The organism is Candidatus Pantoea symbiotica (assembly GCF_056491525.1).
This window is the reverse complement of the sequence record NZ_JBSZHR010000003.1, coordinates 884,438-907,768: the sequence shown is the minus strand read 5'-3', so window position 1 is coordinate 907,768 and position 23,331 is coordinate 884,438. Positions and strand designations below refer to the sequence as shown.

At 57.6% G+C, this 23,331-nt stretch carries 22 protein-coding genes; 6 read left to right on the top strand and 16 right to left on the bottom strand.

Going from position 1 to position 23,331, the window contains the following annotated elements; genetic code table 11:
* Window positions 1-17 precede the first annotated feature (17 nt).
* A complete protein-coding gene (locus ACXIZX_RS24830) occupies window positions 18-965 on the top strand; it encodes a helix-turn-helix domain-containing protein (protein ID WP_258145393.1) in 948 nt (315 codons plus the stop codon).
* Here the strand turns inward: ACXIZX_RS24830 and ACXIZX_RS24825 are convergent.
* From ACXIZX_RS24825 to ACXIZX_RS24795, 7 genes are all read right to left on the bottom strand, one after another.
* Complete coding sequence (locus ACXIZX_RS24825) at window positions 954-1,532, bottom strand: ANTAR domain-containing response regulator (protein ID WP_479405360.1); 579 nt, start codon at window positions 1,530-1,532, stop codon at window positions 954-956. The genes ACXIZX_RS24830 and ACXIZX_RS24825 overlap by 12 nt on opposite strands.
* A gap of 153 nt (window positions 1,533-1,685) precedes the next feature.
* The gene (locus ACXIZX_RS24820; protein ID WP_479405359.1) at window positions 1,686-2,390 is read right to left on the bottom strand and encodes an ABC transporter ATP-binding protein; all 705 of its coding nucleotides are present in this window, start codon (window positions 2,388-2,390) and stop codon (window positions 1,686-1,688) included.
* Window positions 2,383-3,114, bottom strand: coding sequence for an ATP-binding cassette domain-containing protein (locus ACXIZX_RS24815; RefSeq protein ID WP_154157524.1), 732 nt, complete (start codon window positions 3,112-3,114; stop codon window positions 2,383-2,385). The genes ACXIZX_RS24820 and ACXIZX_RS24815 overlap by 8 nt, the downstream gene beginning before the upstream one ends.
* Complete coding sequence (locus ACXIZX_RS24810) at window positions 3,111-4,142, bottom strand: branched-chain amino acid ABC transporter permease (RefSeq protein ID WP_479405358.1); 1,032 nt, start codon at window positions 4,140-4,142, stop codon at window positions 3,111-3,113. Before ACXIZX_RS24810 ends, ACXIZX_RS24815 begins: the two co-directional genes overlap by 4 nt.
* Window positions 4,142-5,011 carry a branched-chain amino acid ABC transporter permease gene (locus ACXIZX_RS24805; protein ID WP_061719130.1) on the bottom strand — a complete coding sequence of 290 codons (870 nt, stop codon included), beginning with the start codon at window positions 5,009-5,011 and terminating at the stop codon, window positions 4,142-4,144. Before ACXIZX_RS24805 ends, ACXIZX_RS24810 begins: the two co-directional genes overlap by 1 nt.
* A gap of 11 nt (window positions 5,012-5,022) precedes the next feature.
* A complete protein-coding gene (locus tag ACXIZX_RS24800; protein ID WP_008109387.1) occupies window positions 5,023-6,264 on the bottom strand; it encodes an urea ABC transporter substrate-binding protein in 1,242 nt (413 codons plus the stop codon).
* 279 nt (window positions 6,265-6,543) lie between these two features.
* Window positions 6,544-7,656: a lactonase family protein gene (locus tag ACXIZX_RS24795; protein WP_179452348.1), complete on the bottom strand. Its 1,113-nt coding sequence runs from the start codon at window positions 7,654-7,656 to the stop codon at window positions 6,544-6,546.
* Between the two features lie 389 nt (window positions 7,657-8,045).
* Here ACXIZX_RS24795 and ACXIZX_RS24790 point away from each other — a divergent pair, with 389 nt between their 5' ends.
* Window positions 8,046-8,684: a LysE family translocator gene (locus tag ACXIZX_RS24790; protein ID WP_008109391.1), complete on the top strand. Its 639-nt coding sequence runs from the start codon at window positions 8,046-8,048 to the stop codon at window positions 8,682-8,684.
* An 82-nt stretch (window positions 8,685-8,766) separates the two neighbouring features.
* Here the strand turns inward: ACXIZX_RS24790 and ACXIZX_RS24785 are convergent, their stop codons facing one another.
* The 4 genes from ACXIZX_RS24785 to ACXIZX_RS24770 form a co-directional block, all read right to left on the bottom strand.
* On the bottom strand, window positions 8,767-9,567 hold the full coding sequence (locus ACXIZX_RS24785; RefSeq protein ID WP_008109393.1) for an inositol monophosphatase family protein: 801 nt from the start codon (window positions 9,565-9,567) through the stop codon (window positions 8,767-8,769).
* Window positions 9,568-9,581: 14 nt separating this feature from the next.
* Window positions 9,582-10,643 (bottom strand): ABC transporter ATP-binding protein, encoded by a 1,062-nt coding sequence (locus ACXIZX_RS24780; RefSeq protein ID WP_008109395.1) that lies wholly within the window; start codon window positions 10,641-10,643, stop codon window positions 9,582-9,584.
* On the bottom strand, window positions 10,640-12,862 hold the full coding sequence (locus ACXIZX_RS24775) for an ABC transporter permease (protein ID WP_479405357.1): 2,223 nt from the start codon (window positions 12,860-12,862) through the stop codon (window positions 10,640-10,642). The genes ACXIZX_RS24780 and ACXIZX_RS24775 overlap by 4 nt, the downstream gene beginning before the upstream one ends.
* Window positions 12,863-13,037: 175 nt before the next feature.
* A complete protein-coding gene (locus ACXIZX_RS24770; protein WP_008109398.1) occupies window positions 13,038-14,066 on the bottom strand; it encodes an ABC transporter substrate-binding protein in 1,029 nt (342 codons plus the stop codon).
* Between the two features lie 217 nt (window positions 14,067-14,283).
* On the opposite strand from ACXIZX_RS24770, the gene ACXIZX_RS24765 reads away from it, so the two are divergent.
* On the top strand, window positions 14,284-15,318 hold the full coding sequence (locus ACXIZX_RS24765) for a LacI family DNA-binding transcriptional regulator (RefSeq protein ID WP_008109401.1): 1,035 nt from the start codon (window positions 14,284-14,286) through the stop codon (window positions 15,316-15,318).
* On the opposite strand, the gene ACXIZX_RS24760 is transcribed toward ACXIZX_RS24765, so the two are convergent.
* Window positions 15,276-16,211, bottom strand: coding sequence for a LysR family transcriptional regulator (locus ACXIZX_RS24760; protein ID WP_479405356.1), 936 nt, complete (start codon window positions 16,209-16,211; stop codon window positions 15,276-15,278). The genes ACXIZX_RS24765 and ACXIZX_RS24760 overlap by 43 nt on opposite strands.
* Window positions 16,212-16,343: 132 nt before the next feature.
* Between ACXIZX_RS24760 and ACXIZX_RS24755 the strand changes: the two genes are divergently transcribed.
* Complete coding sequence (locus ACXIZX_RS24755) at window positions 16,344-17,024, top strand: SDR family NAD(P)-dependent oxidoreductase (RefSeq protein WP_479405355.1); 681 nt, start codon at window positions 16,344-16,346, stop codon at window positions 17,022-17,024.
* A gap of 76 nt (window positions 17,025-17,100) precedes the next feature.
* On the opposite strand, the gene ACXIZX_RS24750 is transcribed toward ACXIZX_RS24755, so the two are convergent.
* Complete coding sequence (locus ACXIZX_RS24750) at window positions 17,101-18,024, bottom strand: LysR family transcriptional regulator (RefSeq protein WP_479405354.1); 924 nt, start codon at window positions 18,022-18,024, stop codon at window positions 17,101-17,103.
* A gap of 81 nt (window positions 18,025-18,105) precedes the next feature.
* Here ACXIZX_RS24750 and ACXIZX_RS24745 point away from each other — a divergent pair, with 81 nt between their 5' ends.
* Both ACXIZX_RS24745 and ACXIZX_RS24740 read left to right on the top strand, forming a co-directional pair.
* Window positions 18,106-18,927, top strand: a complete 822-nt coding sequence (locus tag ACXIZX_RS24745) for an MBL fold metallo-hydrolase (protein ID WP_479405353.1) — start codon at window positions 18,106-18,108, stop codon at window positions 18,925-18,927.
* Between the two features lie 4 nt (window positions 18,928-18,931).
* A complete protein-coding gene (locus ACXIZX_RS24740) occupies window positions 18,932-20,254 on the top strand; it encodes an amidase (protein ID WP_479405352.1) in 1,323 nt (440 codons plus the stop codon).
* A 135-nt stretch (window positions 20,255-20,389) separates the two neighbouring features.
* On the opposite strand, the gene ACXIZX_RS24735 is transcribed toward ACXIZX_RS24740, so the two are convergent.
* The 3 genes from ACXIZX_RS24735 to ACXIZX_RS24725 are packed head-to-tail and all read right to left on the bottom strand — an operon-like array spanning window position 20,390 to window position 23,009.
* Window positions 20,390-20,797 (bottom strand): DUF2000 family protein, encoded by a 408-nt coding sequence (locus ACXIZX_RS24735; RefSeq protein ID WP_061719118.1) that lies wholly within the window; start codon window positions 20,795-20,797, stop codon window positions 20,390-20,392.
* Window positions 20,798-20,831: 34 nt separating this feature from the next.
* The gene (locus ACXIZX_RS24730) at window positions 20,832-21,689 is read right to left on the bottom strand and encodes an AraC family transcriptional regulator (RefSeq protein WP_061719117.1); all 858 of its coding nucleotides are present in this window, start codon (window positions 21,687-21,689) and stop codon (window positions 20,832-20,834) included.
* Between the two features lie 21 nt (window positions 21,690-21,710).
* The gene (locus ACXIZX_RS24725) at window positions 21,711-23,009 is read right to left on the bottom strand and encodes an SLC13 family permease (RefSeq protein ID WP_479405351.1); all 1,299 of its coding nucleotides are present in this window, start codon (window positions 23,007-23,009) and stop codon (window positions 21,711-21,713) included.
* Window positions 23,010-23,331 lie beyond the last annotated feature (322 nt).

Here is a 23,331-nt window from a genome sequence, read left to right as displayed (position 1 = left end):
GTTTAGGGGATGCTGATATGAAAGAGCTTTTCACCACCGACGATCTCGATAACCGCCATCGCTTCGATGCCTGGCGTGATGCGGTGTGTTCGCGTCTGATCAAAGCCGAAGCGCGCCAGATGCACTCAGGCACCTTTTCCGGCAGCTTTGCCTATTCGATGCTCGGTCACATGGATATTGCCAATCACGTGTCACATACCGCGCTGATGTGGCAACGCACACCGGAGTGTATCCGCCGCCATCCTAATCACGATTTCTATCTGGGCTACGTTTGCGCCGGTAGCGGCACGCTGCGGCAGAATGGCAACCAATCACGCGTCAGCGCGGGCGATGTGGTGATTTACGATGCCGCGACGCCGTTTGATTTTGCCATGGAGAATGTGGCGATCAATATCGTACATCTGCCACGTCACATTATGGAGAAGGAAGCGCCTGCCACCGCCAAACTGGCGGGCAAAACGCTGGACCTTACGCGCCCTGGCATGGCTTCGCTCAAGCTGCTTTTACAGGAAGCGTTCGTGTTTAATCCCGACCGTGAAAACCCGTTTCTGGCCGAACAGTTCGCCAATACGCTGCTGAATATGATTTCGGTCAGCGTCAATTTGCAGCACAGCGAAGAGGCGCTGAAACCGGATCTGTATTCGCGCGTGGTGAGTTTCCTGCGTCACAATCTGCAGGAGCCGGAGCTGTCGGTGGCGCAAATCGCCAATGCGCATCACGTCTCGCCGCGCACCATCAGCCGGGTGTTTGCCGCCCACGGCACCACGCCGATGAACTTCCTCTGGCAGGAGCGTTTGCAGGCGTGTCATCGCATTCTGGCCGAAGGCAAAGCGCGCAATATCACCCAGGTGGCGCTGGATCACGGCTTTAGCGATATGTCGCACTTCAGCCTGGCATTTCGCAAAGCCTTTGGTTACACGCCCAGCAGCCTGTTACGGCAGCCGGACGCGCCGCTACTTTTGTAGCGAGGTGATCACGCGCTCGGCGGTGTATTCCATGCTGCTGCGCGTGTTCATCGCTTCGCTGCGCATCAAGCGATACGCCCCCGATTCATCCAGCCCGAAGGTTTGCATCAGCACGCCTTTTGCCTGCGCCAACCTTTCCCCGCGCGCTTTACGCGCCTGCTGCACCGCACGCAACCGCTGGTGATGACGTACGGTTTGTAGCGTGCCGATCATCTGCACAATCAAGGCAAACGGATTCAGTTCACGCTCGGCGATGGCGTTCGGCTGGAGTTGCAGCAGCAGCGGAAACAGCCGCGCGTTGTGGCTATCCGCCAGCGCGATGATGGGAATTTCCCTTTCGCGCGCGCTGTTGAACAGAGTGGATAAAGTCTGCTGCTGATGCACATCGATCGCCACCAGCAGCAGTTGCGTATCCGCAGGAATTGATGCAGCAGGCGGCCAGCTGTGTTGCGCGTGACATCCCAACTGCGTCAGCGAGGCGCAAAACGCGCGCACGCTCTGTGAATCAGGATGGAAAATATGCAGCCGGACACCAGAAAGCGTTGCCAGTAATGATTGTTCAGTCATGGTTCACCCTATGCGCATCCCGAATGAGGAAGCCTTAAGGTAAACGAGCGAGTGAATCCGTGCTTTGCTGATGCTGCCGGGTGCTGTGTCAGGGCGGACAAGGATGCGGAGCGGTTTCGTAGGGTGCGCATTCATGCGCACCTTGAATAATGCTCAAACATGAAACCCCAAAAACTGCTCTGCCACGCTGGCGCTCGACTGGGTTTTTGGATCGATCCTCTGCACAATCTGCCCCTTCTCAATCACATGAATCTGGTCAGATAGCGCATAGAGAAACTCGATATCCTGCTCCACCAGAATGATCGAAATATCCATCTCGTGGCGCAGCCGCCGCAGCGTCTCAATGATCTCCTCGCAGATATTCGGTTGAATCCCTTCCGTTGGCTCATCCAGCAGCACCAGCTGCGGCTGCCCGCACAGGCAGCGCGCCAATGCCAGCAACTGCTGTTCGCCGCCCGATAGCGCACCGCCCGGCTGCGCCAGCAGGCGTTTCAGGCGCGGAAAATATTCCAGCATCTGCTCGATAATTTGCCCGGCGCGGGAGAAGTGTTTCACGCAGCCCATGCGCAAATTCTCCTCCACCGTCAGCTGCGGGAAAATCTGTCGTCCTTGCGGTACAAAACCGATGCCCGCCACCGCACGCTGATGCGCCTGATAACCGGTAATATCAATACCGTTCAGCGCGATGCGGCCTTGCCAGGCTGGCAGTTCGCCCATAATGGTGCGTAGCAGCGTGGTTTTGCCCATGCCGTTGCGGCCCAGCACGCCGGTGAACGACTTTGCGCTGACAAACAGCTCGGATAAGTTCAGCACCGGAATCTTGTTGTAGCCCGAAACCATCTCTTTTATTTCAAGCATGTTTAATCTCCAGATTGCCGAGATACGCCTCTTTCACCAGCGGATTTTGTGTCACTTCGCGGAAGCTGCCTTCCGCCAGCACCGCGCCTTGGTTAAACACCGTCACCTGCTGCGCAATCATGCTGATGAACTCCATGTCGTGTTCCACCACCACCACCGTGCTCTGCTGATTGATCGCCTTGATCAGCTGCGCGGTTTTGCGCACTTCCTGATGCGTCATGCCCGCCGCCGGTTCATCCAGCAGCACCAGCTGCGGTTTGGAGATCAGGATCATCCCCAGTTCCACCCATTGCCGCTGACCATGTGCCAGTTCCGAGAGCACCGCATGTTGCAGATCGACCAGGCCGATATCCTCCAGCACCTGTTCAATCGCCGCTGGCAGCGCCGCTTTCGCCAGCTTATTGGCTGCCGCCTGCCACAAGTTTTCCCGCACGCTTAAACCTTCGAACACGCTCGGCACCTGGGTTTTGATGCCAATCCCCAAACGCGCGATCTCCCACGGTCGTTTGCCGGAGATCACCTGTTCGCGATAGCGACACTCGCCGCGCGTCGGCGTCACCTGGCCGCTCAGCATCTTGAAGAAGGTGCTTTTGCCTGCGCCGTTGGGGCCAATCAGGCAGCGCAACTCACCTTCACGTAAGGTGAAATCCACCTCTTTCACCGCATGTACGCCGCCAAAACTGACGCCCATTTTGCGGGTTTCCAGTAACACGTTGGTCGTCATTGTTTCACCTCACTGACCTGCGCGCGGCTGGCGGGCACGGCGGCACGACGCTTGCGCCGCCACAGGCGCTGCAACGTCGGCAAAATACCGCCCGGAATCAGCAACACAAATATCGCCAGGATTACGCCGAGCACTAAATTGACATCCACGGTTTGCTGCGCGCCCAGCCGCGTCACCATCCACTGCAACAGCACGCAGCTGATCACCGGCCCAAGTAGCGTGCCGCGTCCACCGACAATCACCCAGATGATGATCTGCGCCGACTGACTGATGCTGAATACGCCGGGACTGACAAACGCGCCCCAGTTGACGTACAAACAACCCGCCAGTCCGGCAATTGCCGCGCCGATGGCAAAGGTCGCCAGCTTATGCGCCGGCACGTTGTAGCCGAGCAATCCGGCGCGCTGTTCGTTCTCGCGAATCGCCACCACGGTTTTGCCAAAGCGGCTCAGCAGCACGAACTTCAGCAAGGCATAGCAGAGCGCCAGACATCCGGCGGTGGCCATAAAGATCGCTTCGGGCGATAAAATGGCATCCGGCTGGAACGGCAGGTTGAGCGTCGGCACCGAGGGAATGCCATTAAAGCCGCCCAGCAGCGCTTCGCCGATGTGATATTCGCTGCCGGAAGTGGAGTTAACCCAGTTAAACAGCACCAGACTCACCGCCAGGGTGATGGCGCCGAGATAGACATCGCTGACGCCGCCATAAAAAATCACATAGCCCAGCAGCAGTGAGAACAGCGTGGGCAGCAGCACCGCCATCACCACTGCCCAGGTTGAATCGCCCCAGTTGATGGCGCAAATCGCATAGGTATAAGCGCCTAAACCGAAAAATGCCGCCTGGCCGAAGCACAGGATGCCGCCGTAACCCCAGATAAACGCCAGGCTGAGCGACAACAACCCCATCACCAGAAACACCGTCAATGACAGCAAGGTGTAGAGCTCAATCGCACCTGACAGCCACAGCGCCACCAGCACCATCGCCAGTGAGGTGACGACAATCTGAATCTTTTCCGAGAACAGTTTCATTACAGCGATCTCCTGAAGAAGCGCCCGGTGATGCCCTGCGGCAGCAAACGCAGCAGCACGATAGCGCTCAGCAACAGCGCAACCGCACCAAACACCGGCGTGGAGAAGTAGGTCACCAGCTGTGAAATGGTGCCGAACAGCGTCGAGGCGGAGAGCGTACCGGCGATGATCGCGCTGCCACCGCCAATCACCGTGATAAAGGCTTTGGCGATAAAGCTAACGCCAATCGTCGGAATCACGCCGGTAATCGGCGCTAACAGTGCGCCGCCTAAACCCGACAGCGCCGCGCCGAGGCCAAATGTCAGGCTGTAGATCTTGCCCGGATTACTGCCGAGCGCCGCCGCCATGCGCGCATTCTGCATGGTGGCACGCGCGCACAAACCTAAGGTGGTAAAGCGCAGCAGCAGCCACAGCGCGCCGAGCAAGCCGACCGCAAACACAATCATGAACAGCGAATAACCGCTGGTGCTGTAATTGCCGATGCTGACGCTGGGCAGCGGCGAACTGATACCCAGCGTGGTGTTGCCGAACAGCATGGTGGCGGCACCGATCAATGCCAGACTCAGCCCCCATGTCGCCAGCATGGTGTCGATCATCCGTCCGTAAAGATGACGGATAATCACGCGCTCAATCACCGCGCCAAACACCCCCACGGTGAGCGGCGCGATCACCAGCATTGAGATCCAGATCGGCACGCCCCACTGATTGGTGGCCAGAATGGCGCTGTAGCCGCCCAGCATCATGAATTCGCCGTGCGCCATATTGACGATTTTCATCATGCCGAACACCACCGCCAGCCCAACGCTCATGATTACTAGCACGGCGATGGCATTGAGCACTTCAATGGCGTAGATAATGAACAGATCCATAGCGGCTCCTGTTACAGCTCAATTTGATACTGTTTGGTATCGCGCGGATTTTTCTTCAGATCGCACACCATCGCGGTATCCACTGGCGCTTGATCGGTGAAGGTTTCCAGAATTTTCATCTGATGGTTTTCCACTTCGGCGATATGCACATCCAGCGAACAGTGATGGGTGGCGGGATCGACGCTCAGCTTGCCGCTCGGCGAGGTCAGCGTGACGCCGGACTCCAGCGCCTCAATCACCTTCATGCGGTCGATATCGCCCGCTTTGCGCACCCCTTCCGCCCAGATCAGCATGCCCTGATAAGCGCCCATCGCGAGGTCGCTGATGTACGGCGTGTTGGCGCCATAGCGTGCATGGAATCGCTCGACGAAGGCTTTGTTTTCCGGCGAGGGGATTTCCTGCATATAGTTGGCGGCCACCAGAATGCCGTTGCTCTCTTCCGGTGACAGAATGATGTGTTCGTTGCCGCCGCCAAACACCGTGGAGGCAATCGGGATCTTGCCGCTCATACCGGCCGCATGCCACTGGCGATAGAACGAGATGTGCGCGCCACCGACCAGCGCTGACCACACCATGTCGGGTTTGGCGCTCTGGATTTTGGAGATCGCCGCGCCAAAATCGGTGACATCCAGCGGGAAGAATTCAACCGCCATCACTTCACCGCCGTTATCATGCACCGACTTTTTCACCCACGCCGAGACGATTTGGCCGTAGTTATAATCCGCTGCCAGCACGTAGACTTTTTTGCCCCACTTCTTCACCGCATAAGGCACCAGTTTTTCCACGGTTTGCGCTGGCGTAGAACCGGAAGAGAAGTAATTACGATCGCATACGCCGCCTTCATATTGCGCCGGATAAAAATAGAGCGAACGAAAACGATCCAGCACCGGACGAATAACCTCGCGCGAAGCCGAGGTAATGCCGCCGTGTACCACCGCCACTTTATCTTTCAGCGCCGCCTGCTGCGCATATTGCGCATAAAGCTGCATGTTGGATTGCGCATCGTAATTAATCACCTGCAACGGGCGACCTAATAATCCGCCCGCTGCGTTGATCTCTTCCGCCGCCAAATTAATCGCGTTCGACATTGGCTTGCCGTAGATATCGAGCCCGCCAGATAAGTCGAGAATACTGGCGATTTTAATCGCGTCTTTGCTGTCGGCGGCGAAAGAGAATTTAGGCGCAACGCCCGCGGCCAAACCTAACGCCGAAACTGCTGAACCCTGGATAAATGAACGACGACTAATAGCCATAGCAACCTCTTGAAAGGGAAGGGTCAAATTAGAGTGTTTCCGGGAGGCCGGAGAGAATAAAAGCGATCGGCAGACGGCGCTGTCTGCGTTAACAAGAGGGTTGCCACATCGTTGGGGCGTTATTTTGTATTAAGCAAGAAGTGGGCCAAATAATTAACAGGCCGTAGATTGCCGTATTTCGGTGATTAATTACGACGTTTCAGAAAAATATGCGCACGGTTAAATGGCAATAAGCACTCATATGGTGCACGGTCGCCATAAATGGCGACCCTACAAAACTCAATTAAAAAACTTAATATCCGTTGGCGTGGCGATCTTCGCCACTTCACCTGCGGCTTTTAACGCACCGGTCTCAGCATCGAAATGGAACATCGTGATGTTATTGGTAAACACGTTCGCCACATAAAGGTATTTGCCGCTGGCATCAAAGGCAAAAGCACGCGGTTCAATGCCATCTGCTTTGTAGCGCACCGGCGTTCCCAGTGAACCATCCTGCGCAATTTTAAACACCACTAAGCTGTTATCCGAGCCGCGATTAGCCGCAATCACAAACTTGCCGTTCGGGCTAAGGATAATGCCGCCGCCGCTGCGATACTCGGCGCTGCTGTTTTCCGTGTTCAGTTTGACCTTAGCCTGCTGCTCCAGACGATCGTCCTTCACCGCAAACACCACCACTTCACCGGCCATTTCGGTGGTGACATAAGCGTGTTTGCCATCCGGGGAAAACACCATGTGGCGCGGGCCAGAACCGGCCGGGAAGGTGACATCGCGTGAAGTATCGGCTGCCAGCGGCTGAGTTTTGCCCGCGTGATAGGCATAAGCGTGCAGTTTGTCACCGCCGAGATCCGCGGCGTAAAGGTATTTGCCATCATGCGTGAAGGTGGTGGAGTGCGCGTGGCCGCTATCCTGACGATCTTTCACCGCACCGCTTCCGCTGGCAAACGGGAAATTCTGCGCCTGCTCGCCGAGCGAACCGTCGTGATGAATCGGGAATACCGCCACGCTGGCGCCGCCTTTAGCCACCGAATAGTTGGCGACAAACAGGAACTTACCGTCCGGGCTGATGGTGGCATGCGTCGGCTGCTGGCCGTGGCTATCCACCGCGTTAATCACGCGAACCTTGCCGCTGTGATCGATCGCCAGCGCAGTCACCGCACCGGCGTTCTCTTCATTGGTGGTGTAGGCAAAACGGCCATCATGCGATTTCACAATCCACGATGGGCTTTTCATTTTGATGAAATCGAGCGGCGTCAGCGAGCCGTCACTATTGACCTTCAAACGGTACAAGCCTTCGCTGGGATGACCCGGATTTTGCACTAACGGCGCATCCGGGATGCTGGTCCATGTGCCCACTAAGGCCGTTTGGTTGTGATGTTCCGCTGCAGTTGCCATTGCACTTCCCGCTAATGTGAAAACAGCTAGCGATAATGCCACGCTTAGACGTGACGCCAAACCGCCAGACACGGATTTATTGTGATTTTTCATTGTGGTACCCACCATAATCGGAATGTTCTTTATAGAAAGCGTTAGTCGCGTTGGATTTTTTATTGTGATTGCGGCCGATGATGCAGGCCGCTTTACGACTATAGTGGGATTGTTTTGATTCGCGCCGAACGGGCGTGATCGTGTTCACATTATCGGGGATTTATCCGCCGTTAGAGCACGATTACCTCCAAACCTGTCAGCCGAAAGACCTCAAATGCGTAATTCTTATTATTACTGCGTTTTACCGGCATGCTTTAATACAGCTCTCTTTTCAGGCCAGGGATGCTGACGTTGCTATGCTGCAGTTTTCAAATGGTTTTCTGCTGAGTTTGTCGTTGTGCCTTGATATCGGTCTCGCCAATATCGCCATGATCACGCTGGCGATGCAACGCGGCTATTTTCACGGTTTTTGGTTGGGGATTGGCACCTGTATCGGTGACTTAATCTATGCGTTGCTCGCGCTGGCGGGTATGGCGATTGTGTTGCAGTTCACCGCCGTACGTTGGGTGCTGTGGATTGGCGGCGGTGTGCTGTTGCTGTGGTTTGCCGGAAAAATGCTTTATGCGGCGTTGCAGAAGCAGGCTGCACTGCCGGAAACCGAACAACAGCCGTATCGATCGTTGCTGCGCGAGTTTAGTCGTGGCGTGATGCTGGCGATGTCATCACCGACCGCGATTTTGTGGTTTGCCAGCGTCGGCGGTGCGTTGATTTCACGTATGGGACACGGCAGCGCGGCGGCCACCTCATCGTTCCTCGGCGGTTTCTTTATTGCGGGCGTGGTGTGGACCTGCGTGCTGTGCCTGGTGGGCAGCATGGGCGGCAAGCTGCTGGGGCAGCGTTTGTTGAAGTATTCCTATCTCGCTTCCGCGTTGATTTTTGTTTATTTCGCGATATATGTGATTTGGTCGGGTTATCGGGAATTTATTCTGGTTTGATGGGAGGTCGCCATAAATGGCGACCCTACGACGATTCTGCGCGTTTTTGTAGGGTCGCCATTCATGGCGACCGCAACCAACATCACAATCCGGCAATCCGCTTCAAATCCGCTTCCGCACCCGGCGCAACCGCCAGCACCTGCGCGCCTTTCAGCAAACGTTCACCTTCGGTGTTGAACGGGTGATACCAGCCGCCCGCCTCTTTCACCAGGCAATAACCGGCCAGACAATCCCACGCATGCATATACGGCTCGTAATAACCCACCACGCGCCCGGCCGCGACCCACGCCAGCATCAAGGCACCCGATCCAATGCGGATAAAATTCCCGCCCGCCGCCAGCAACGATGCGAGGATTTTCCCCACTTCATCCGGGCTAACGTGGCTGTTGGCACCAAAACCGGTGACATGATTTTGCAAAGTGCGCGATGCATCCACCTGCAAGCGCTTGCCGTTGAGCGTCGCACCCTGACCAAGAGCCGCCACGTAACATTCCTGATAAGTGGGCGCGAAAATCACGCCAATCACCGGCACACCGTCGTGCAGCACCGCAACGGACACGCACCAGTTCGGCATGCCGTTAAGGAACGGACTGGTGCCGTCGATCGGATCGACCACCCATGTATAACCCGATGAACCTTCCTGCAATCCGTACTCTTCGCCGAGGAAACCGTCGTCGGCAAACTGCGCGCGAATCTGCTGGTCGATCATCTGTTCCACTTCGCGGTCAGCGCGGGACACCACATCCTGCAAATCGTATTTGGTCTCCACCACTAAGGTGTCGCGCTGATGGAAATACTCCAGCGCCTTCGCGCCGCCGGCGCGTGCCACCTTCTCCGCTAAAATCAGGCGCGATAACAGCGGGTCATTGTCTAATTCACTCATCATCCATCCTTAAATTAACCGGCAATCAGGGCCAAACCCTGAGGTTTAAAATCAATCGCAACGTTCGATGCCAGAGGCAGCTGCTGCTCCATCTCGGCATCGACAATAAACAGCGAACCCAATTCGGTAGCGACTTCATATTCGATATGGTCGCCAAGCCACGTGCTGTGCGTCACTTCGCCGCGCAGTGCGCCCGCGCCTTCTCCGCGCAAGGTGATGAACTGCGGTCGCACCGACAGCTGAGCCGCGCCGGTTTTCAGGCCGTTGCCGCGCACGCGGTAGCGCTGGCTGCCAAGCCGCACCAGCGCTTCGCTGCCATCAAGCTGCTCCACTTCGCACGGCAGAATATTGGCCTCGCCCATAAAGTCGGCGATAAACACCGAATTCGGCGCGTGATAGAGACTTTCCGGCGCGCCCTGCTGGGCAATATCACCCTCTTTCATGACAATAATCTTATCGGAGACCGCCAGCGCCTCTTCCTGATCGTGCGTGACGTACACCGCCGTGAAACCGAGGCGCTGTTGTAGATCGCGGATATCTGTACGCACCCGGCGACGCAAACGCTCATCAAGATTGGAGAGCGGCTCATCCAGCAGCAGCACCTGCGGCTCCAGCACCAGCGCGCGCGCCACGGCAATGCGCTGTTGCTGCCCGCCGGAGAGCTCCGAAGGCAGGCGCTGGCCCTGATGTTCGAGGCCCACCAGCTTGAGCCCTTCACGCGCGCGGTCCTGCGCTTCACGTTTATTCATGCCCGACGACTGCAAGCCATACATGATGTTGTCGAGCGCGCTCATGTGCGGGAACAGCGCGTAAGACTGAAACACCATCGCCACGTCGCGCTCGTTAGCGGGCAGGTTGGTGACATCTTTGCCGCCAATCAAAATGCGCCCGGCAGTGGGATGCTCCAGCCCGGCCAGCAGCCGCAGCGTGGTGGTTTTGCCGCAGCCGGACGGGCCCAGCAGCGTCACCAATGTGCCGGGCTCTACCGTCAGCGAGAGATCGGGAATTGCATCAAAACCGGCAAAGCGTTTCGAGACGTGTTCAAACACCACAGATCCAGCGGTTACGCGTGTCATACGGCTCTCTCCTGGGTTAAGGACGTTGAAGCTGGCGGAATTGCCATATCGACCGGACGGGCCACGCGGCGCAGACGCCGTTCGCCCACCAGCCACTGGAACATGCCGATGATCAGTAGCATCACCACTATCAAGACAGTTGAGTAAGCAATCGCCACACCGTATTCGCCGTTTTCCACCAGCCCGACGATGTAAGAGGTTGCCATGTTGTATTGCGCGCTCACGAGGAAGATCACCGCACTGATCGAGGTGATGGCACGCACGAAGGCGTAAACCAGCGCGGCGCTGATCGCCGGTTTCAGCAGCGGCAGCACCACTTTGCGCAGCGTGCGGAAGCTGTTAGCGCCGAGCGTTAATGAAGCTTCATCAAGACTTTTATCCAGCTGACTCATCGCCGCGATGCCGCCGCGCACGCCAACCGGCATGTTGCGGAACACAAAGCAGGCGACGAGGATCATCGCGGTACCGGTGATCTCCAGCGGCGGCAGGTTATACGCCATCACATAACTCACGCCGATCACCGTGCCGGGAATGGCGAAGCTCAGCATCAGCAGGAACTCGAAGGTCTGACGACCGGCGAACTTCTGACGCACAATCAGCCAGGCGGTGAGCAGGCCGACAATCGCCGTCAGCGGTGCAGCAATCAGCGCGATCTCCAGCGTGGTCCAGAACGAGTTCCACGCCACACCGCTCCACAGCAGATGCCCATCGCTGAAACTGACGCCGAAGGCGCGCACGTAATGCTCGATGGTCAGCGCATCATTCAATCCCCACGACTGCACAAAGCCGCCGACCACAATCATGCCGTAGATCACCAGCGTGAACAGGCCCCACGGAATCACCATGCCGTACACGCCAAAGCGCAGCACGCGCGGCAGCTGCACATGTTTGCCGCCGTCGCCTTTACCGGTGACAGTGGCGAAGTTTTTGCCGCCGAGCCACCAGCGCTGCAGCACAAATGCCGTCAGTGTGAAGCACAGCAGAATCATTGCCAGCACCGCTGCGCGGCTCGGATCGTTCTGCGCGCCAACCACCGAGAAGAAGATCTCAGTGGAGAGCACGCCGTGGCTGCCGCCCAGCACCATCGGGTTACCGAAATCGGCCATGCTTTCGATAAAGCTAATCAGGAAGGCGTTGGCTAAACCCGGCGCCATCAGCGGCAGCGAGACGCGCGTGAAGGTGCGCCAGCGATTGGCGCGCAGCGTTTGTGACGCCTCCTCCAGCGACGGACTGACGCCTTCCACCACGCCAATCAGCACCAGAAACGCAATCGGCGTGAACGATAAAACCTGCGCGATCCAGATGCCGGTTAAGCCATACAGCCAGCGGCCCGGTTCGATGCCAAACAGCGCCGCCAGATGTTCCGTCACCACGCCGGAGCGGCCAAACAGCAGGATCAGCGCCAGGCCAATCACAAACGGCGGCGTGATGATCGGCAGAATGGTCAGCATGCGCAGCGCTTTTTTGAACGGTAGCGGCGTGCGCGTGGCGGCTAATGCAAACGCCAAACCGAGCAGTGTTGAGCCGGCGGCGGTCATCAGCGCCAACCACAATGTGCGCCACGCGGTGCCGCAGGTGCCGCCCGACAAACAGGACAAGCTCCAGATCGATGGATCCTGAATGTTGCTGATCAAGCCATCCGGCTTGAAGCTGCCGTCCACGTCCTGCACCGACACCACAAACATGCTCAGCACAGGATAAAGCACGAAGATGCTCACCAGCGCGGTGAGCAGCACCAGCGACGCCACCACAAAGGCATCACCTTTCATTACGCCGCGTTCGGCTAGCGCGAAGGAAAACAGCAGCAGGAAAGTGGTCAGCAACAGCAGCGCACCCGCGCCCATCGCCGGTTGGCCGGAAGCGAGCGCGCCGAAGCGATTTTCCAGCCACAACCAGCTCCAGCCGCTGTAGCCAATGGCGTGACCTTCAATGATGAGGAACAGTACGCCAAGCGCGCTGAACAGCAGCAGTAAACGGCTGCGCGCCTGCGCAGGCAAGATGCCGCAACCGGCGCACAGCACGAACAGCGCGATGGCGATAAGCAGCCAGGGATGTTCGCCTACTTGCCACAGCGCGGGCGCGTTGGCGCTGTCGCTCCACAGGCTGGTTAACCAGCCGCTGCTGAAGAAACCGGCTTCCAGGCTGAACCACGGCAGCAGCAGTAACGCTACTGCGCCGATGATCAGCGCGCCTGTCAGACGGCGATTATTTGCATTCATCACATACCTCGAATTCGGGTTTTTGTGCGGTGCTTTATAAGGTCGCCATAAATGGCGACCCTACGGGGTTTTGTGCGGTGCTTAACCAGGTCGCCATGAATGGCGACCCTACGGTGTTTTACCGGGTTTTGTAGGGTCGTCATTTATGACGACCGTCCCACCAACCGCACCGATCTCACTGCGCGCTGGCACCGATCTCTTTATCCCAACGTCCCAGCAACGCTTTACGTTTGGCCGAATCGCCGTAGGTCTTGAAGTCGTAATCAATCAATTTGATGTTCTCAAAGCGCGGCGCGTACTCAGAAATCTCCGCATTACGGTTCGACGGCAGCTGGAAGGATTTGGCCTCTTTCATATGTGATTGCGCTTCAGCGCTCAGCGCCCAGTCGTACCAGACTTTAGCGTTAGCGAGGTTGCGCGCACCTTTGACAATCGACATCGAGCCAATTTCATAGCCGGTGCCTTCGCACGGCGCGACGGTCTTGATCGGGAAACCATCCACTTCCATCGCTACCGCATCGTGCATAAACACGATGCCGACGGTGGTTTCGCCACGCGCCGCCGATTTCACCGGCGCCGAGCCCGATTTAGTGTATTGAGAAATATTGGCGTTAAGTTTTTTCAGGTAATCAAAGGCCTTATCCTCACCCATGATCTGCACCAGCGTCGCCAGCGTGTTGTAGGCGGTACCCGACGAGTTCGGATTGGCGATCTGAATTTCCCCTTTGAAGCTTGGGTCCAGCAGATCGGCCCAGCATTTCGGCTCTTTCAGCTTTTTCGACTCCAGCAGTTTGGTGTTGTAGCCCCAGCCGAGCGCGCCAGCATAAATGCCCACCGTGCGGTAATTGGAGTTTTCCGCCTGCTTCTGCGCCCAATCCTGTTGCTGATCGAGCAGCGGCGATTTGTACGGCTGCGTCAGCCCCTCTTCCGCCGCCTGCATATGCGGATCACCGGTGCCCGCCCACCAGATATCGGTGCGCGGATTACGTGCTTCGCTGCGCAGCCGTGCATAGGCTTCGCCCGCCGAGAGGCGCACCATGCTGACTTTGATATCCGGATGCGCCTTGCTGAAGATGTTGGTCATGTGCTCGCACACCACCACATCGGCCGAACAGACCATATTCAGATTACCCGCCGCCGAGGCGGCAAACGGCAGTGCAGTGCAACAGAGGGATAGCGCGATGGCCATTGAGGTGACTCGCATAGTGTTCTCCTGGATTGTAGGGTTGGTGCTTCATTGGCACCTTTTCTTGCACGTGTGTGCAAAGTAGTAATGAACAAGAAATGTCCTGTCAAACACCATGCTGCGCAATTGTTAGGCTATGTCACAAAAATGCAACAAATGAGATCTAAAGCGGTTTGCACAGCTTTGCAATCTGAGGCAGACTCAGTGGCAGCCAGATTGTGAAGAGGTGTTGAGCATGCAGCATGAGAAAGCGGTGGTCAGTGCGCAGGATGTCGCTGAACGCGCGGGCGTTTCACGCTCGGCGGTGTCGCGCGCGTTTACGCCGGGCGCCAGCGTGTCACCGGCAACGCGTGAACGGGTGATGAAGGCGGCGGAAGAGTTGGGTTATCACGTCAATCATCTGGCGCGTGGTCTGGTAAGCAATCGCAGCAGCATTGTCTGCCTGATCGTCTCGGAAATCGCCACGCCCTATCGCGCCAGCCTGGTGCGCTGGCTGACACAATTTCTGCAGGAAGCAGGCAAAGTGGCGATGCTGATCAACACCGATCGATCGGATAACAGCGTTTCAGCGGCGCTGCAGCAGGCGATTAATTTCCGCGCCGATGCCTCAATCATTCTCTCCGGCATGCCGGATCGCACCATCACGCGCCAGTGTTATAAGCACGGCCAGCGCATAATTTTGATCAACCGCGATGAAGCGTTGCCAGGTTCGCTCAGCATTAATCTTGATGCGGAAAGTGCCGCGCAAACCGCGGTGATGGCGTTTCAGCGCGCCGGATGTCAGCATCTGGCGTTTGCCAATTCGCTGGCGGGCACGCCGAGCCTGAAAAAGCGCGAAGATACTTTTGTCGCGACTGCGGAACGTGCGGGATTAAGCGTGACGGTGGAACGCTTTGGCACCACATCGTATGAAAGTGGCCAAATTCTGGCGCACCGCTTGCTGACGCGTCACCAGAGGCCGGACGGCGTGTTTTGCGTCACCGATTTGGTGGCCTGCGGGTTTATGGATGAAGCGCGCCACCGCTTTGCCCTGCGCGTGCCGGAAGATCTCTGTTTAATCGGCTACGACAACATCGCGCAGGCTGGCTGGTCATCTTACAATCTCACTACCTTTTCCCAGCCGGTTGAGCAGTTCGCGCAGGATGCGGTGAAGTGGCTGATACAAACTGAGCAGGATGAAACCGGCTTCACGCCGCAAGGTGAACAGCAGCACGACAGCCTGCTGTATCAGGCCGATGTGGTGTGGCGCGGTTCGGTGCGCGGCGGCTGACAAACGTGTTTTACCACGCCGCGCAGCCAGCGGTGCGCGGCATCATTTTCCAGTCGCGGATGCCACAGCTGTGACACGGTCATTTCCGGCGTGGCGAATGGCAGTTCAAACATCGCTAAGGTGTTGCTGTTTTTGATCAGCGGATGATGCAGAAACAGCGAACGCGGCACTAAGGCGACAAGATCCGATTCCTGCGCCAACGCCACCGCGCTGGAAAATGCCGGTACCAGCGCCGCGACCTTGCGCGTAAATCCCGCCTGCTGCAGCGCATCATGAATCGGCCCACCCAGCTCACCGCGCCTTGACGCCACGATATGACCAAAGGCGGCGAAGTGTGCGATATCCAGCTGTTGCATGAGCGGATGCCCGGCGCGCACCACGCCGATAAAGTCATCGCGAAACAGCGCCTGCAAACGAATCTCCGGGCCCATATTGCCCAGCACGCCAATCTCCAAATCGATGTTGCCTTCACGCAGGTCGCGCGCGCTTTTCTCTGGCTTAGGCACAAAACTGAGCCACGCGTGTGGCGCTTGTTCAGCCACGGCAGCGATCAATGCGCTGCCAAAAGCTTCGACGAATCCCTCATTAGTGCGCAAGGTAAAACAGCGATCCAGCTGACGCAAATCCAGCGACTGCGCCGTCGGGCTTAATACCGCGCGCGCTTCACGCACCGTGTGATGCGTGCGCTCGCGGATCGCTTCAGCATAAGGTGTCAGCACCATTTGGCGTCCGGCGCGCACTAACAGCGCATCGCCGGTGGTGGCGCGTAAGCGTCCCAGCGTGCGGCTCATCGCTGATTCGCTTAAGCCCAGGCGACGCGCAGCGCCAATCACGCTGCCTTCAATCAGCAGCGCATCCAAAGCAATTAACAGGTTGAGATCGGCATCATTCATGCGGTTTATCCTCGCCGATTCGACGCATCGAGACAAGGCGTTTGGTACAGGTTAATACTGTCAATGCTGCGCGTTCCGCCTGCCCTCACCCGGCGCTACACTCTATCCATCGCAAACACCGAGGATAACAACATGAACATTTTACTGATTGGCGCATCGCGTGGACTGGGTTTGGCGCTGGCGGAAACTATGCTGCAGCGCGGTTATCAGGTGGTCGCCACCGGGCGTGAAAACTCGACAGGGAATTTACAGCCACTGGCCGATCGCTTCCCCGCACAGCTCAGGGTCGAAAGCGTGGATATCAATGAACCCGAACAGGTCAAAGCGCTGCATACGCGGCTGGCGGATCGCCAATTCGATATGCTGTTCGTTAACGCGGGAGTGAAAAATGACGACCGCGAAACCATCGCCGATGTCTCAACCAGTGAGTTTACTCGCGTGATGGTGACCAACGCGCTGAGCCCACTGCGGGTGATTGAAACCTTTAAAGATTGTGTGACGACCAGCGGCACCATCGCCGTGATGTCATCCGGTCAGGGCAGTTTGACCAACAACACCAACGGCAATTACGAGGTTTATCGCGGCAGCAAAGCGGCGCTGAATATGTTTATGCGCAGCTTTGCCGCACGCAGTGGCGGCGAACGCACATTATTGCTGATGGCGCCCGGCTGGGTGCGCACCGATATGGGCGGCCCGGAAGCGCGCCTGACCATTGAGGAGAGCATCCCGAATCTGCTGAATACCATGGAAAGCTACGCGGGACGGCGCGGGATTCATTATCTGGATTATTTAGGACGCGTGGTGCCGTGGTAAGCGAGCAGGTCGGCATAACGGTCGCCATAAATGGCGACCCTACGGAATTCCCGCCGTCCTGTCGTAAGGTCGCCATTCATGGCGACCTTATCAACGCGCGCAGCAAATCCCGCAGCCAGCGGTTGGCGGCATCTTCGCTGCGCGCGTTATGCCACAGCAGCGACACTTCATAATCCGGTATGCTGACCGGCACGGGCGCGGCGCTCAAGTCATATAACGCGCACCAGGATGGCACCAAACCCTGCGGCACCGTAGCGAACAGCGGCAGACGCTTCAGCAGCATTGGCAGTGCGGAGAAGTGCGGCGTCACATAACGCACGCGCCGCGTCATTCCATGCTGTTGCAACTGCTGATCCAGCGCGCTTTCACTTACGCCGCGATACGACACCAGCGCGTGATCGTAACTGACAAACTGCTGCAGCGTCAGCGGCGAGCCGAGTTGAATCTGATCGCGGTGCCAAACCGTGCTGAAACCCGCACGCAGGATCTTCTCACGCGTAAGATCGCGGCTGGTTTCGTTGCCGACCGTCATCACCACATCCGCTTGCTGCTGCTCCATCAGCGGAATCGCCTGCCACGGATCGGTGGCAATGACTTTCACATCAACCTTCGGCGCCACGCGCGCCAGTTCTGCCAGCAAATCCGGCATCAGCCAATGTTCCAGCCAGTCGCTCATGCCAATGCGAAAACTGTAGCTATCTTCTGCCGCGTTAAAGGGCTGCTGCGTGAAGATCACGCGATGCAGATCCTGCATCAGCGGCGCGAACTGCTGCACCAACTGCTCGGCGCGTGGCGTTGGCGTCATGCCGTTTGAGGCGCGGACAAACAGCGGGTCGTCAAACATTTCGCGCAGCCGTTTTAACGCCGCGCTCACCGCCGGTTGCCCAAGATAAAGCCGATTTGCCGCCAGCGTGACGCTGCGCACCTCGTACATCACCATCAACACCACCAGCAAATTCAGGTCGATGCGCGAGAAATCATTTTCGTTGATGCCTTTCATGATTTTAATCGATTTAAATAATGATCTTGCTGCCAGTATAGTGAGGCTTCTTCGCTGCAACCAGGCAATAAGGATCACCACATGACAATTCGCGTCGGCGATTGCCGGATTACCAAAGTGAGCGAACAAACCGCCACCTTCCCGCTGGGCGTGCTGTTTACGCCGCATCGCGCGGAAATGAGTGATGAATTAGCCAATCAACCTGCTGAAATGTCGATTCACAGCTGGGTAATACGCACCGACGAACACACCATCATCATCGATACCGCCACCGGCAACGGCCGCAACCGCGATAACAAACCGATGTTCCATCAGCTGAATACGCCATATGCCGAAAACCTGGCGCGCGCAGGCGTTGATCCGGCGGAGGTGACGCTGGTGCTGATGACACATATTCATACCGATCACGTTGGCTGGAACACACATCAACAAGACGGCGAATGGCAGCCGATGTTCCCGAATGCGCGCTATATTTGCTCGGCGCGGGAACTGGCGCATTGCCAGCAGAATCCAGCGGCGCAGGAACTCTATCGCGATAGCATTCTGCCGCTGATCGAGAGCGGACAGCTGGAGACTATCAACGTGCAGGATTCCCCGCAGTTTGCTGGCGTGCTGCGCTATCTCTCGACGCCAGGACACAGTGGCGATCATGCCTCGATCGTGCTGGAAAGTGCCGGTGAATCGGCCATCTTTGCTGGCGACGTGATGCACAATGCCATCCAGTTTAAGTATCCGCACTGGAACTCGCTGTTTTGCGAGGATAAAGCGCTGGCCGTCACTTCAAGGCAACGCGTGGTGGACTGGTGCGCAAAACATCAGGCAATCTGGTTCAGCACCCACTTTAATGGCAGCTCGTGCGGACGCGTCACGCGCGACGGGCAATGGATTCCGCTGGAGGTTTAACCTGATGCAATACGCCGATTATCTCACCGCTTCGATTAACGATTTACAGCAGGCGCTGACCCAGCGCACGGTGAGCGCTCGCCAGTTAACGACGTTCGCGCTGCAGCGCATTGGCGAGGTGGATCAGCCGCGCTACAACGCCATTACCTGGCTGTTTGCCGATCAGGCGTTAGCGGCGGCGGACGCCAGCGATGTGCGTCGTCAGCGTGGAGAAGTGGCGGGACCTCTGGAAGGGATTCCAGTGCTGATCAAAGACAATATTGAAGTGCAAGGCTGGCCGACCAGCGCCGGTTCGGTGCTGCTGCGTGAGGTTATCGCCAGCGATGATGCGCCGTTGGTTACCCAACTGAGAGATGCAGGCGCGATACTGATCGGAAAAACCGCCATGCATGAGCTGGCGGCAGGCATTACCGGCGCGTCATCGTTGAGCGGTTTTACCCACAATGCGTGGGTTGAAGGCCGCTCGCCGGGCGGATCGAGCAGTGGTTCCGCCGTGGCGGTCGCGGCCGGCTATGTGCCGCTGGCGATCGGCAGCGATACCGCCGGTTCGGTGCGCATTCCAGCTGCCTTTAACGCATTGTTTGGACTGCGCATGACGCGCGGCGCCATCAGCACCGACGGTATCGTGCCGTTGTCGCCAACCCAGGATATTCCCGGCCCGCTGGCGCGTTCGGCGGCGGATCTGCGTTTAGCCTCTGAGATTTTGAGCGGCCAACAGTTCGCGGAGAGCGATGAGCCGCTGCGCATCGGCATCTGGCTGGAAGGTTTTGCTGCCGATGAAGACGAGATTAATCAGGCGGTGCGCGCGGCGCTGGTGGATTTCGCGCCGCGTGAGGTGAGTTATCCGCAGCTGGAGACATTGGCGGCTGACGCCAATATCATCGGCTACGAATTTGCCGGTGCGCTTGCGGCGTATCTGGCGGATAAACCGCAGGCGCAGAGCCGCACGCTGGCGGAAGTGGTGGCATCAAAGCGTTACCATCCGCAGCTGGAAACGGTGTTTACCACGCGGGCGCAGCATCCGGGCGTGGAGAGTGAAGGTTATCAGCAGGTACAGCTGCGTCAGCGCGAACTGTATCTGCAGCTGGCTGAATTTTTCGCCGCGCAGCAGATCAATCTGCTGGCTTATCCTGTGGTGCGCCGTGCGCCGGTTAAGCACGGCGAGATGCAGGAAGGCAGCAACGCGCTAATTTCAGCAGTGACCGGCGCGCCGGCGATCAGCATTCCGGCAGGATTCAGCGCCGAAGGTTTGCCGATTGGGCTGGAGCTGCTGGCGCTGCGCGGGCGGGAAGATTTGTTGCTGAGCGCGGCGGATAGGTTTGTTTGATAGCGTCGCCCTCACCCTAGCCCTCTCCCTGAGGGAGAGGGAATGATTAGGTGGAGCGAATGATCAGCCACCAAGCCGCACATTCGGTTCCCTCTCCCGCCTGCGGGAGAGGGTTAGGGTGAGGGAAAACCCGCACTAACCGTGCAACGCCAATCCCTTAATCGCCTTATCCACCGCTTTCTTCGGACCGCGCAGCGCAATGCCGACCAGATTCAAATTATCGGCATCCTCTGCCATAAACACTTCGCGGTTCGCCGCGTCGTGGCCGGTGGAGAACATCGCTTCCACGTAAGGAATAATGGTTAACTCACGCTCCAGCCCCTGACGATGCGCGCGCTGCAAACCGGCTAAATCCCCCGCAAACACCAGCATCGGCTGGCCCGCCATATTGCCGTAGTGACGCGCTTTGGCATCAACATAGGGTTCGCCCATCATCTCGGGTGCGGCGGACGCCACGCCGGTGGCGAGAAACGCCACCACATTCAGGCGCTGCCAGGTGGCTAAATCATCACGTACGATCAGGGCGATTTTGGTATCAAACATCTGCAACAACTCTCCAATGACAACGAAAACCTCATCATCTAAGAGCGGACGGGGAAGCGTATAGAACGTTTGTGCACTGACGCTGATAAGCGGCGGGCGTCATGCGATAGGCGCGCTGGAACCAGCGACCGAGATGACTTTGATCGGCAAATCCCACCTGCGCCGCAACGTTTACCGGTTCAATGCCCTGCGCCAGCAAGGTGCGTGCGCTGCGTAAGCGTAACCGAACCAGATAAGCATGCGGCGATTGGCCGAACGCCTGTTTGAACTGGCGCGTCAGGCGGAAACGATCAATGCCGGACAGGCGCGACAGCTCATCCAGTCCAATATCCTGCGCCATAAAATCGTGCAGATAGTCGCGCAGCAGCTGCATCTGACGCATCGCTTCGCTGTGCTGCACGCTGGGTTTGGTATCCAGATGGCGCGACAGCATAGTAAGCAGGTGATCGAGGCTTTGATCGCGCGCCAAACGCCCTTCGCCCTGATGCACCGCAAACCAGGCTTGCTGAATGGCGCTGGCTAACAGCGCATCGTCCGTCAACGTGTGGCGAAAAGCGCCTTCAATGTTCGACACATCGCCCAATCCGCGCCGCTGCATCATCTCCGCCACCCAACTCTGCGGCAGATAAAGCATTACGTAGGTGAAACCCTCGGCGTCCGGCGCGTGTCCATCGTGTACCGCGCCCGGTTCAATCAGGATCGCCCGGCCCGGCGTGCTGGTGTGTAGCGAACGGTGGCAGTTGAAGCGTTGTAAACCTTGCTGCGTCACGCCCACCAGCAGTTCGTCGTGATCGTGCGGATCGTATGCGTGTCCGCGAAAATGCGCGTTGACGCTTTCAATCCCGGTTTCATCGTCACGACGAAAATCAACCCAATCGTTATTGGCTGGCATAAGCATTCTCAGGCAGAGATATCAGGCATAGCCTAGCAGCCGAAACCACATATAATCCAGCGGTAACAGCAACAGCACGCTAAGCAGAAAAATCAGCGCGCACAGCTGCAAACCGGCCTTCGCCGGAACATTGCCGAGTCCCATCGCCACCACCACCGGCGATGCCTGATACGGCAGCAGCGGCGTGGCGTAGGCAAACACCTGCAGCATGATTACGGTGAGCAGCGGAAAGCCGGACGCGTTCGCCAGCTCTTGCGCCATCGGCGTCACCATCGCCGGCACGCCGTTGGCGGTGAGCACAAAATTCAGCAGCGATACCAGCGCATTAAGCACCGCGAAATTGCTGAAGGATGGGTTTGCGTGCAGAGGCAATACGTTCAGCAGTGCGTTGGCGATCATCCGTCCCAGACCGGAATCCACCACCAGCGTGGCGACGCCAAGAATCCCGGCAATGTAAATGCAGGTGCGGAAATTCACCCCGCTGGCGAAATCATCGCTGGTGATAAAACCCACGCGCGGCAGCAAACAGATGCAGGCTGCCGCCAATCCTACCCATGCAGCCGGTAAACCGTGCACGCTGTCGGTCATCCACAGTAGCAAGGTGATCGCCAGCAGGCCAATCAAGCGCCACTCGCTGCGGCTGAGCGCAGTTAAGCTGTCGCGTTGTTGCACCGCTTTGGGCTGAGCACGAAACAGAAACAGCAGGCAACCTATCAACAACAATCCTTTAGCGATGCCTACCACCGGCATGTGCAGCAACCACCACGGCAACCATTGCAGATGCAGGTGATAGGCGCTCTCCGCCGCGCCGCTCAGCACCAGATTCGGCACGTTGGCGGGCAAAATACTGGCAGAGAGCTGGAAAGTGCCAAATCCCACCGCCAGCGCCAGGCCAATACTGCCGCGGCTGCCCGCTTTGATTCCTGCGCGCTCGCCCATCGCCAGCACCACCGGCATCAGCAGCGCGATGCGTCCCATATTTGAGGGCATAACAAACGCCAGCAGATAAGTCAGTAGCACGGTGCCTGCAATCATGCGCGGCCAGCTTTGGCTGAGCGGCACCACCAGCCAGTTGGCCCAGCGCTGCGCCAGGCCGACTTTGCGGATCGCCGCGCCCAGCACAAAACCGCTGAGCACCAGCCAGAACGCTGACGAGGCAAAGCCACTGAACACGCTGCTGGCGGGAGCCAGCTTTAGCAACATCGCTGCCGCGAAAAACAGCAGCGCGGTGACGTATTCTGGCAAACGCGCGCTGGCCCACAGCAAAATGGTGATGCCGACCACCAGCGCGGTGAGCCAGAAATTGAGATCTGCGGTCATTGGTGAACTCCCTTTCTTTTTTAGGTCGCCATGAATGGTGACCATCCGAAAAAAGCGCCAATCATTTGTAGGGTCGCCATTTATGGTAACCATCCGAAAAAAGCGCCGATCATTTGTAGGGTCGCCATTTATGGTGACCATCCGAAAAAAGCGCCAATCATTTGTAGGGTCGCCATTTATGGTGACCATCCGAAAAAAGCGCCAATCATTTGTAGGGTCGCCATTTATGGTGACCATCCGAAAAAAGCGCCAATCATTTGTAGGGTCGCTATTTATGGTGACCATCCGAAAAAAGCGCCAATCATTTGTAGGGTCGCCATTT

What these genes read in the sequence shown, in the direction of transcription:
- ACXIZX_RS24830 (WP_258145393.1), top strand. Translation starts at nt 18, where the DNA reads ATGAAAGAGCTTTTCACCACCGACGATCTCGATAACCGCCATCGCTTC.
- ACXIZX_RS24825 (WP_479405360.1), bottom strand. Translation starts at nt 1,532, where the DNA reads ATGACTGAACAATCATTACTGGCAACGCTTTCTGGTGTCCGGCTGCAT.
- ACXIZX_RS24820 (WP_479405359.1), bottom strand. Translation starts at nt 2,390, where the DNA reads ATGCTTGAAATAAAAGAGATGGTTTCGGGCTACAACAAGATTCCGGTG.
- ACXIZX_RS24815 (WP_154157524.1), bottom strand. Translation starts at nt 3,114, where the DNA reads ATGACGACCAACGTGTTACTGGAAACCCGCAAAATGGGCGTCAGTTTT.
- ACXIZX_RS24810 (WP_479405358.1), bottom strand. Translation starts at nt 4,142, where the DNA reads ATGAAACTGTTCTCGGAAAAGATTCAGATTGTCGTCACCTCACTGGCG.
- ACXIZX_RS24805 (WP_061719130.1), bottom strand. Translation starts at nt 5,011, where the DNA reads ATGGATCTGTTCATTATCTACGCCATTGAAGTGCTCAATGCCATCGCC.
- ACXIZX_RS24800 (WP_008109387.1), bottom strand. Translation starts at nt 6,264, where the DNA reads ATGGCTATTAGTCGTCGTTCATTTATCCAGGGTTCAGCAGTTTCGGCG.
- ACXIZX_RS24795 (WP_179452348.1), bottom strand. Translation starts at nt 7,656, where the DNA reads ATGGCAACTGCAGCGGAACATCACAACCAAACGGCCTTAGTGGGCACA.
- ACXIZX_RS24790 (WP_008109391.1), top strand. Translation starts at nt 8,046, where the DNA reads ATGCTGCAGTTTTCAAATGGTTTTCTGCTGAGTTTGTCGTTGTGCCTT.
- ACXIZX_RS24785 (WP_008109393.1), bottom strand. Translation starts at nt 9,567, where the DNA reads ATGAGTGAATTAGACAATGACCCGCTGTTATCGCGCCTGATTTTAGCG.
- ACXIZX_RS24780 (WP_008109395.1), bottom strand. Translation starts at nt 10,643, where the DNA reads ATGACACGCGTAACCGCTGGATCTGTGGTGTTTGAACACGTCTCGAAA.
- ACXIZX_RS24775 (WP_479405357.1), bottom strand. Translation starts at nt 12,862, where the DNA reads ATGAATGCAAATAATCGCCGTCTGACAGGCGCGCTGATCATCGGCGCA.
- ACXIZX_RS24770 (WP_008109398.1), bottom strand. Translation starts at nt 14,066, where the DNA reads ATGCGAGTCACCTCAATGGCCATCGCGCTATCCCTCTGTTGCACTGCA.
- ACXIZX_RS24765 (WP_008109401.1), top strand. Translation starts at nt 14,284, where the DNA reads ATGCAGCATGAGAAAGCGGTGGTCAGTGCGCAGGATGTCGCTGAACGC.
- ACXIZX_RS24760 (WP_479405356.1), bottom strand. Translation starts at nt 16,211, where the DNA reads ATGAATGATGCCGATCTCAACCTGTTAATTGCTTTGGATGCGCTGCTG.
- ACXIZX_RS24755 (WP_479405355.1), top strand. Translation starts at nt 16,344, where the DNA reads ATGAACATTTTACTGATTGGCGCATCGCGTGGACTGGGTTTGGCGCTG.
- ACXIZX_RS24750 (WP_479405354.1), bottom strand. Translation starts at nt 18,024, where the DNA reads ATGAAAGGCATCAACGAAAATGATTTCTCGCGCATCGACCTGAATTTG.
- ACXIZX_RS24745 (WP_479405353.1), top strand. Translation starts at nt 18,106, where the DNA reads ATGACAATTCGCGTCGGCGATTGCCGGATTACCAAAGTGAGCGAACAA.
- ACXIZX_RS24740 (WP_479405352.1), top strand. Translation starts at nt 18,932, where the DNA reads ATGCAATACGCCGATTATCTCACCGCTTCGATTAACGATTTACAGCAG.
- ACXIZX_RS24735 (WP_061719118.1), bottom strand. Translation starts at nt 20,797, where the DNA reads ATGTTTGATACCAAAATCGCCCTGATCGTACGTGATGATTTAGCCACC.
- ACXIZX_RS24730 (WP_061719117.1), bottom strand. Translation starts at nt 21,689, where the DNA reads ATGCCAGCCAATAACGATTGGGTTGATTTTCGTCGTGACGATGAAACC.
- ACXIZX_RS24725 (WP_479405351.1), bottom strand. Translation starts at nt 23,009, where the DNA reads ATGACCGCAGATCTCAATTTCTGGCTCACCGCGCTGGTGGTCGGCATC.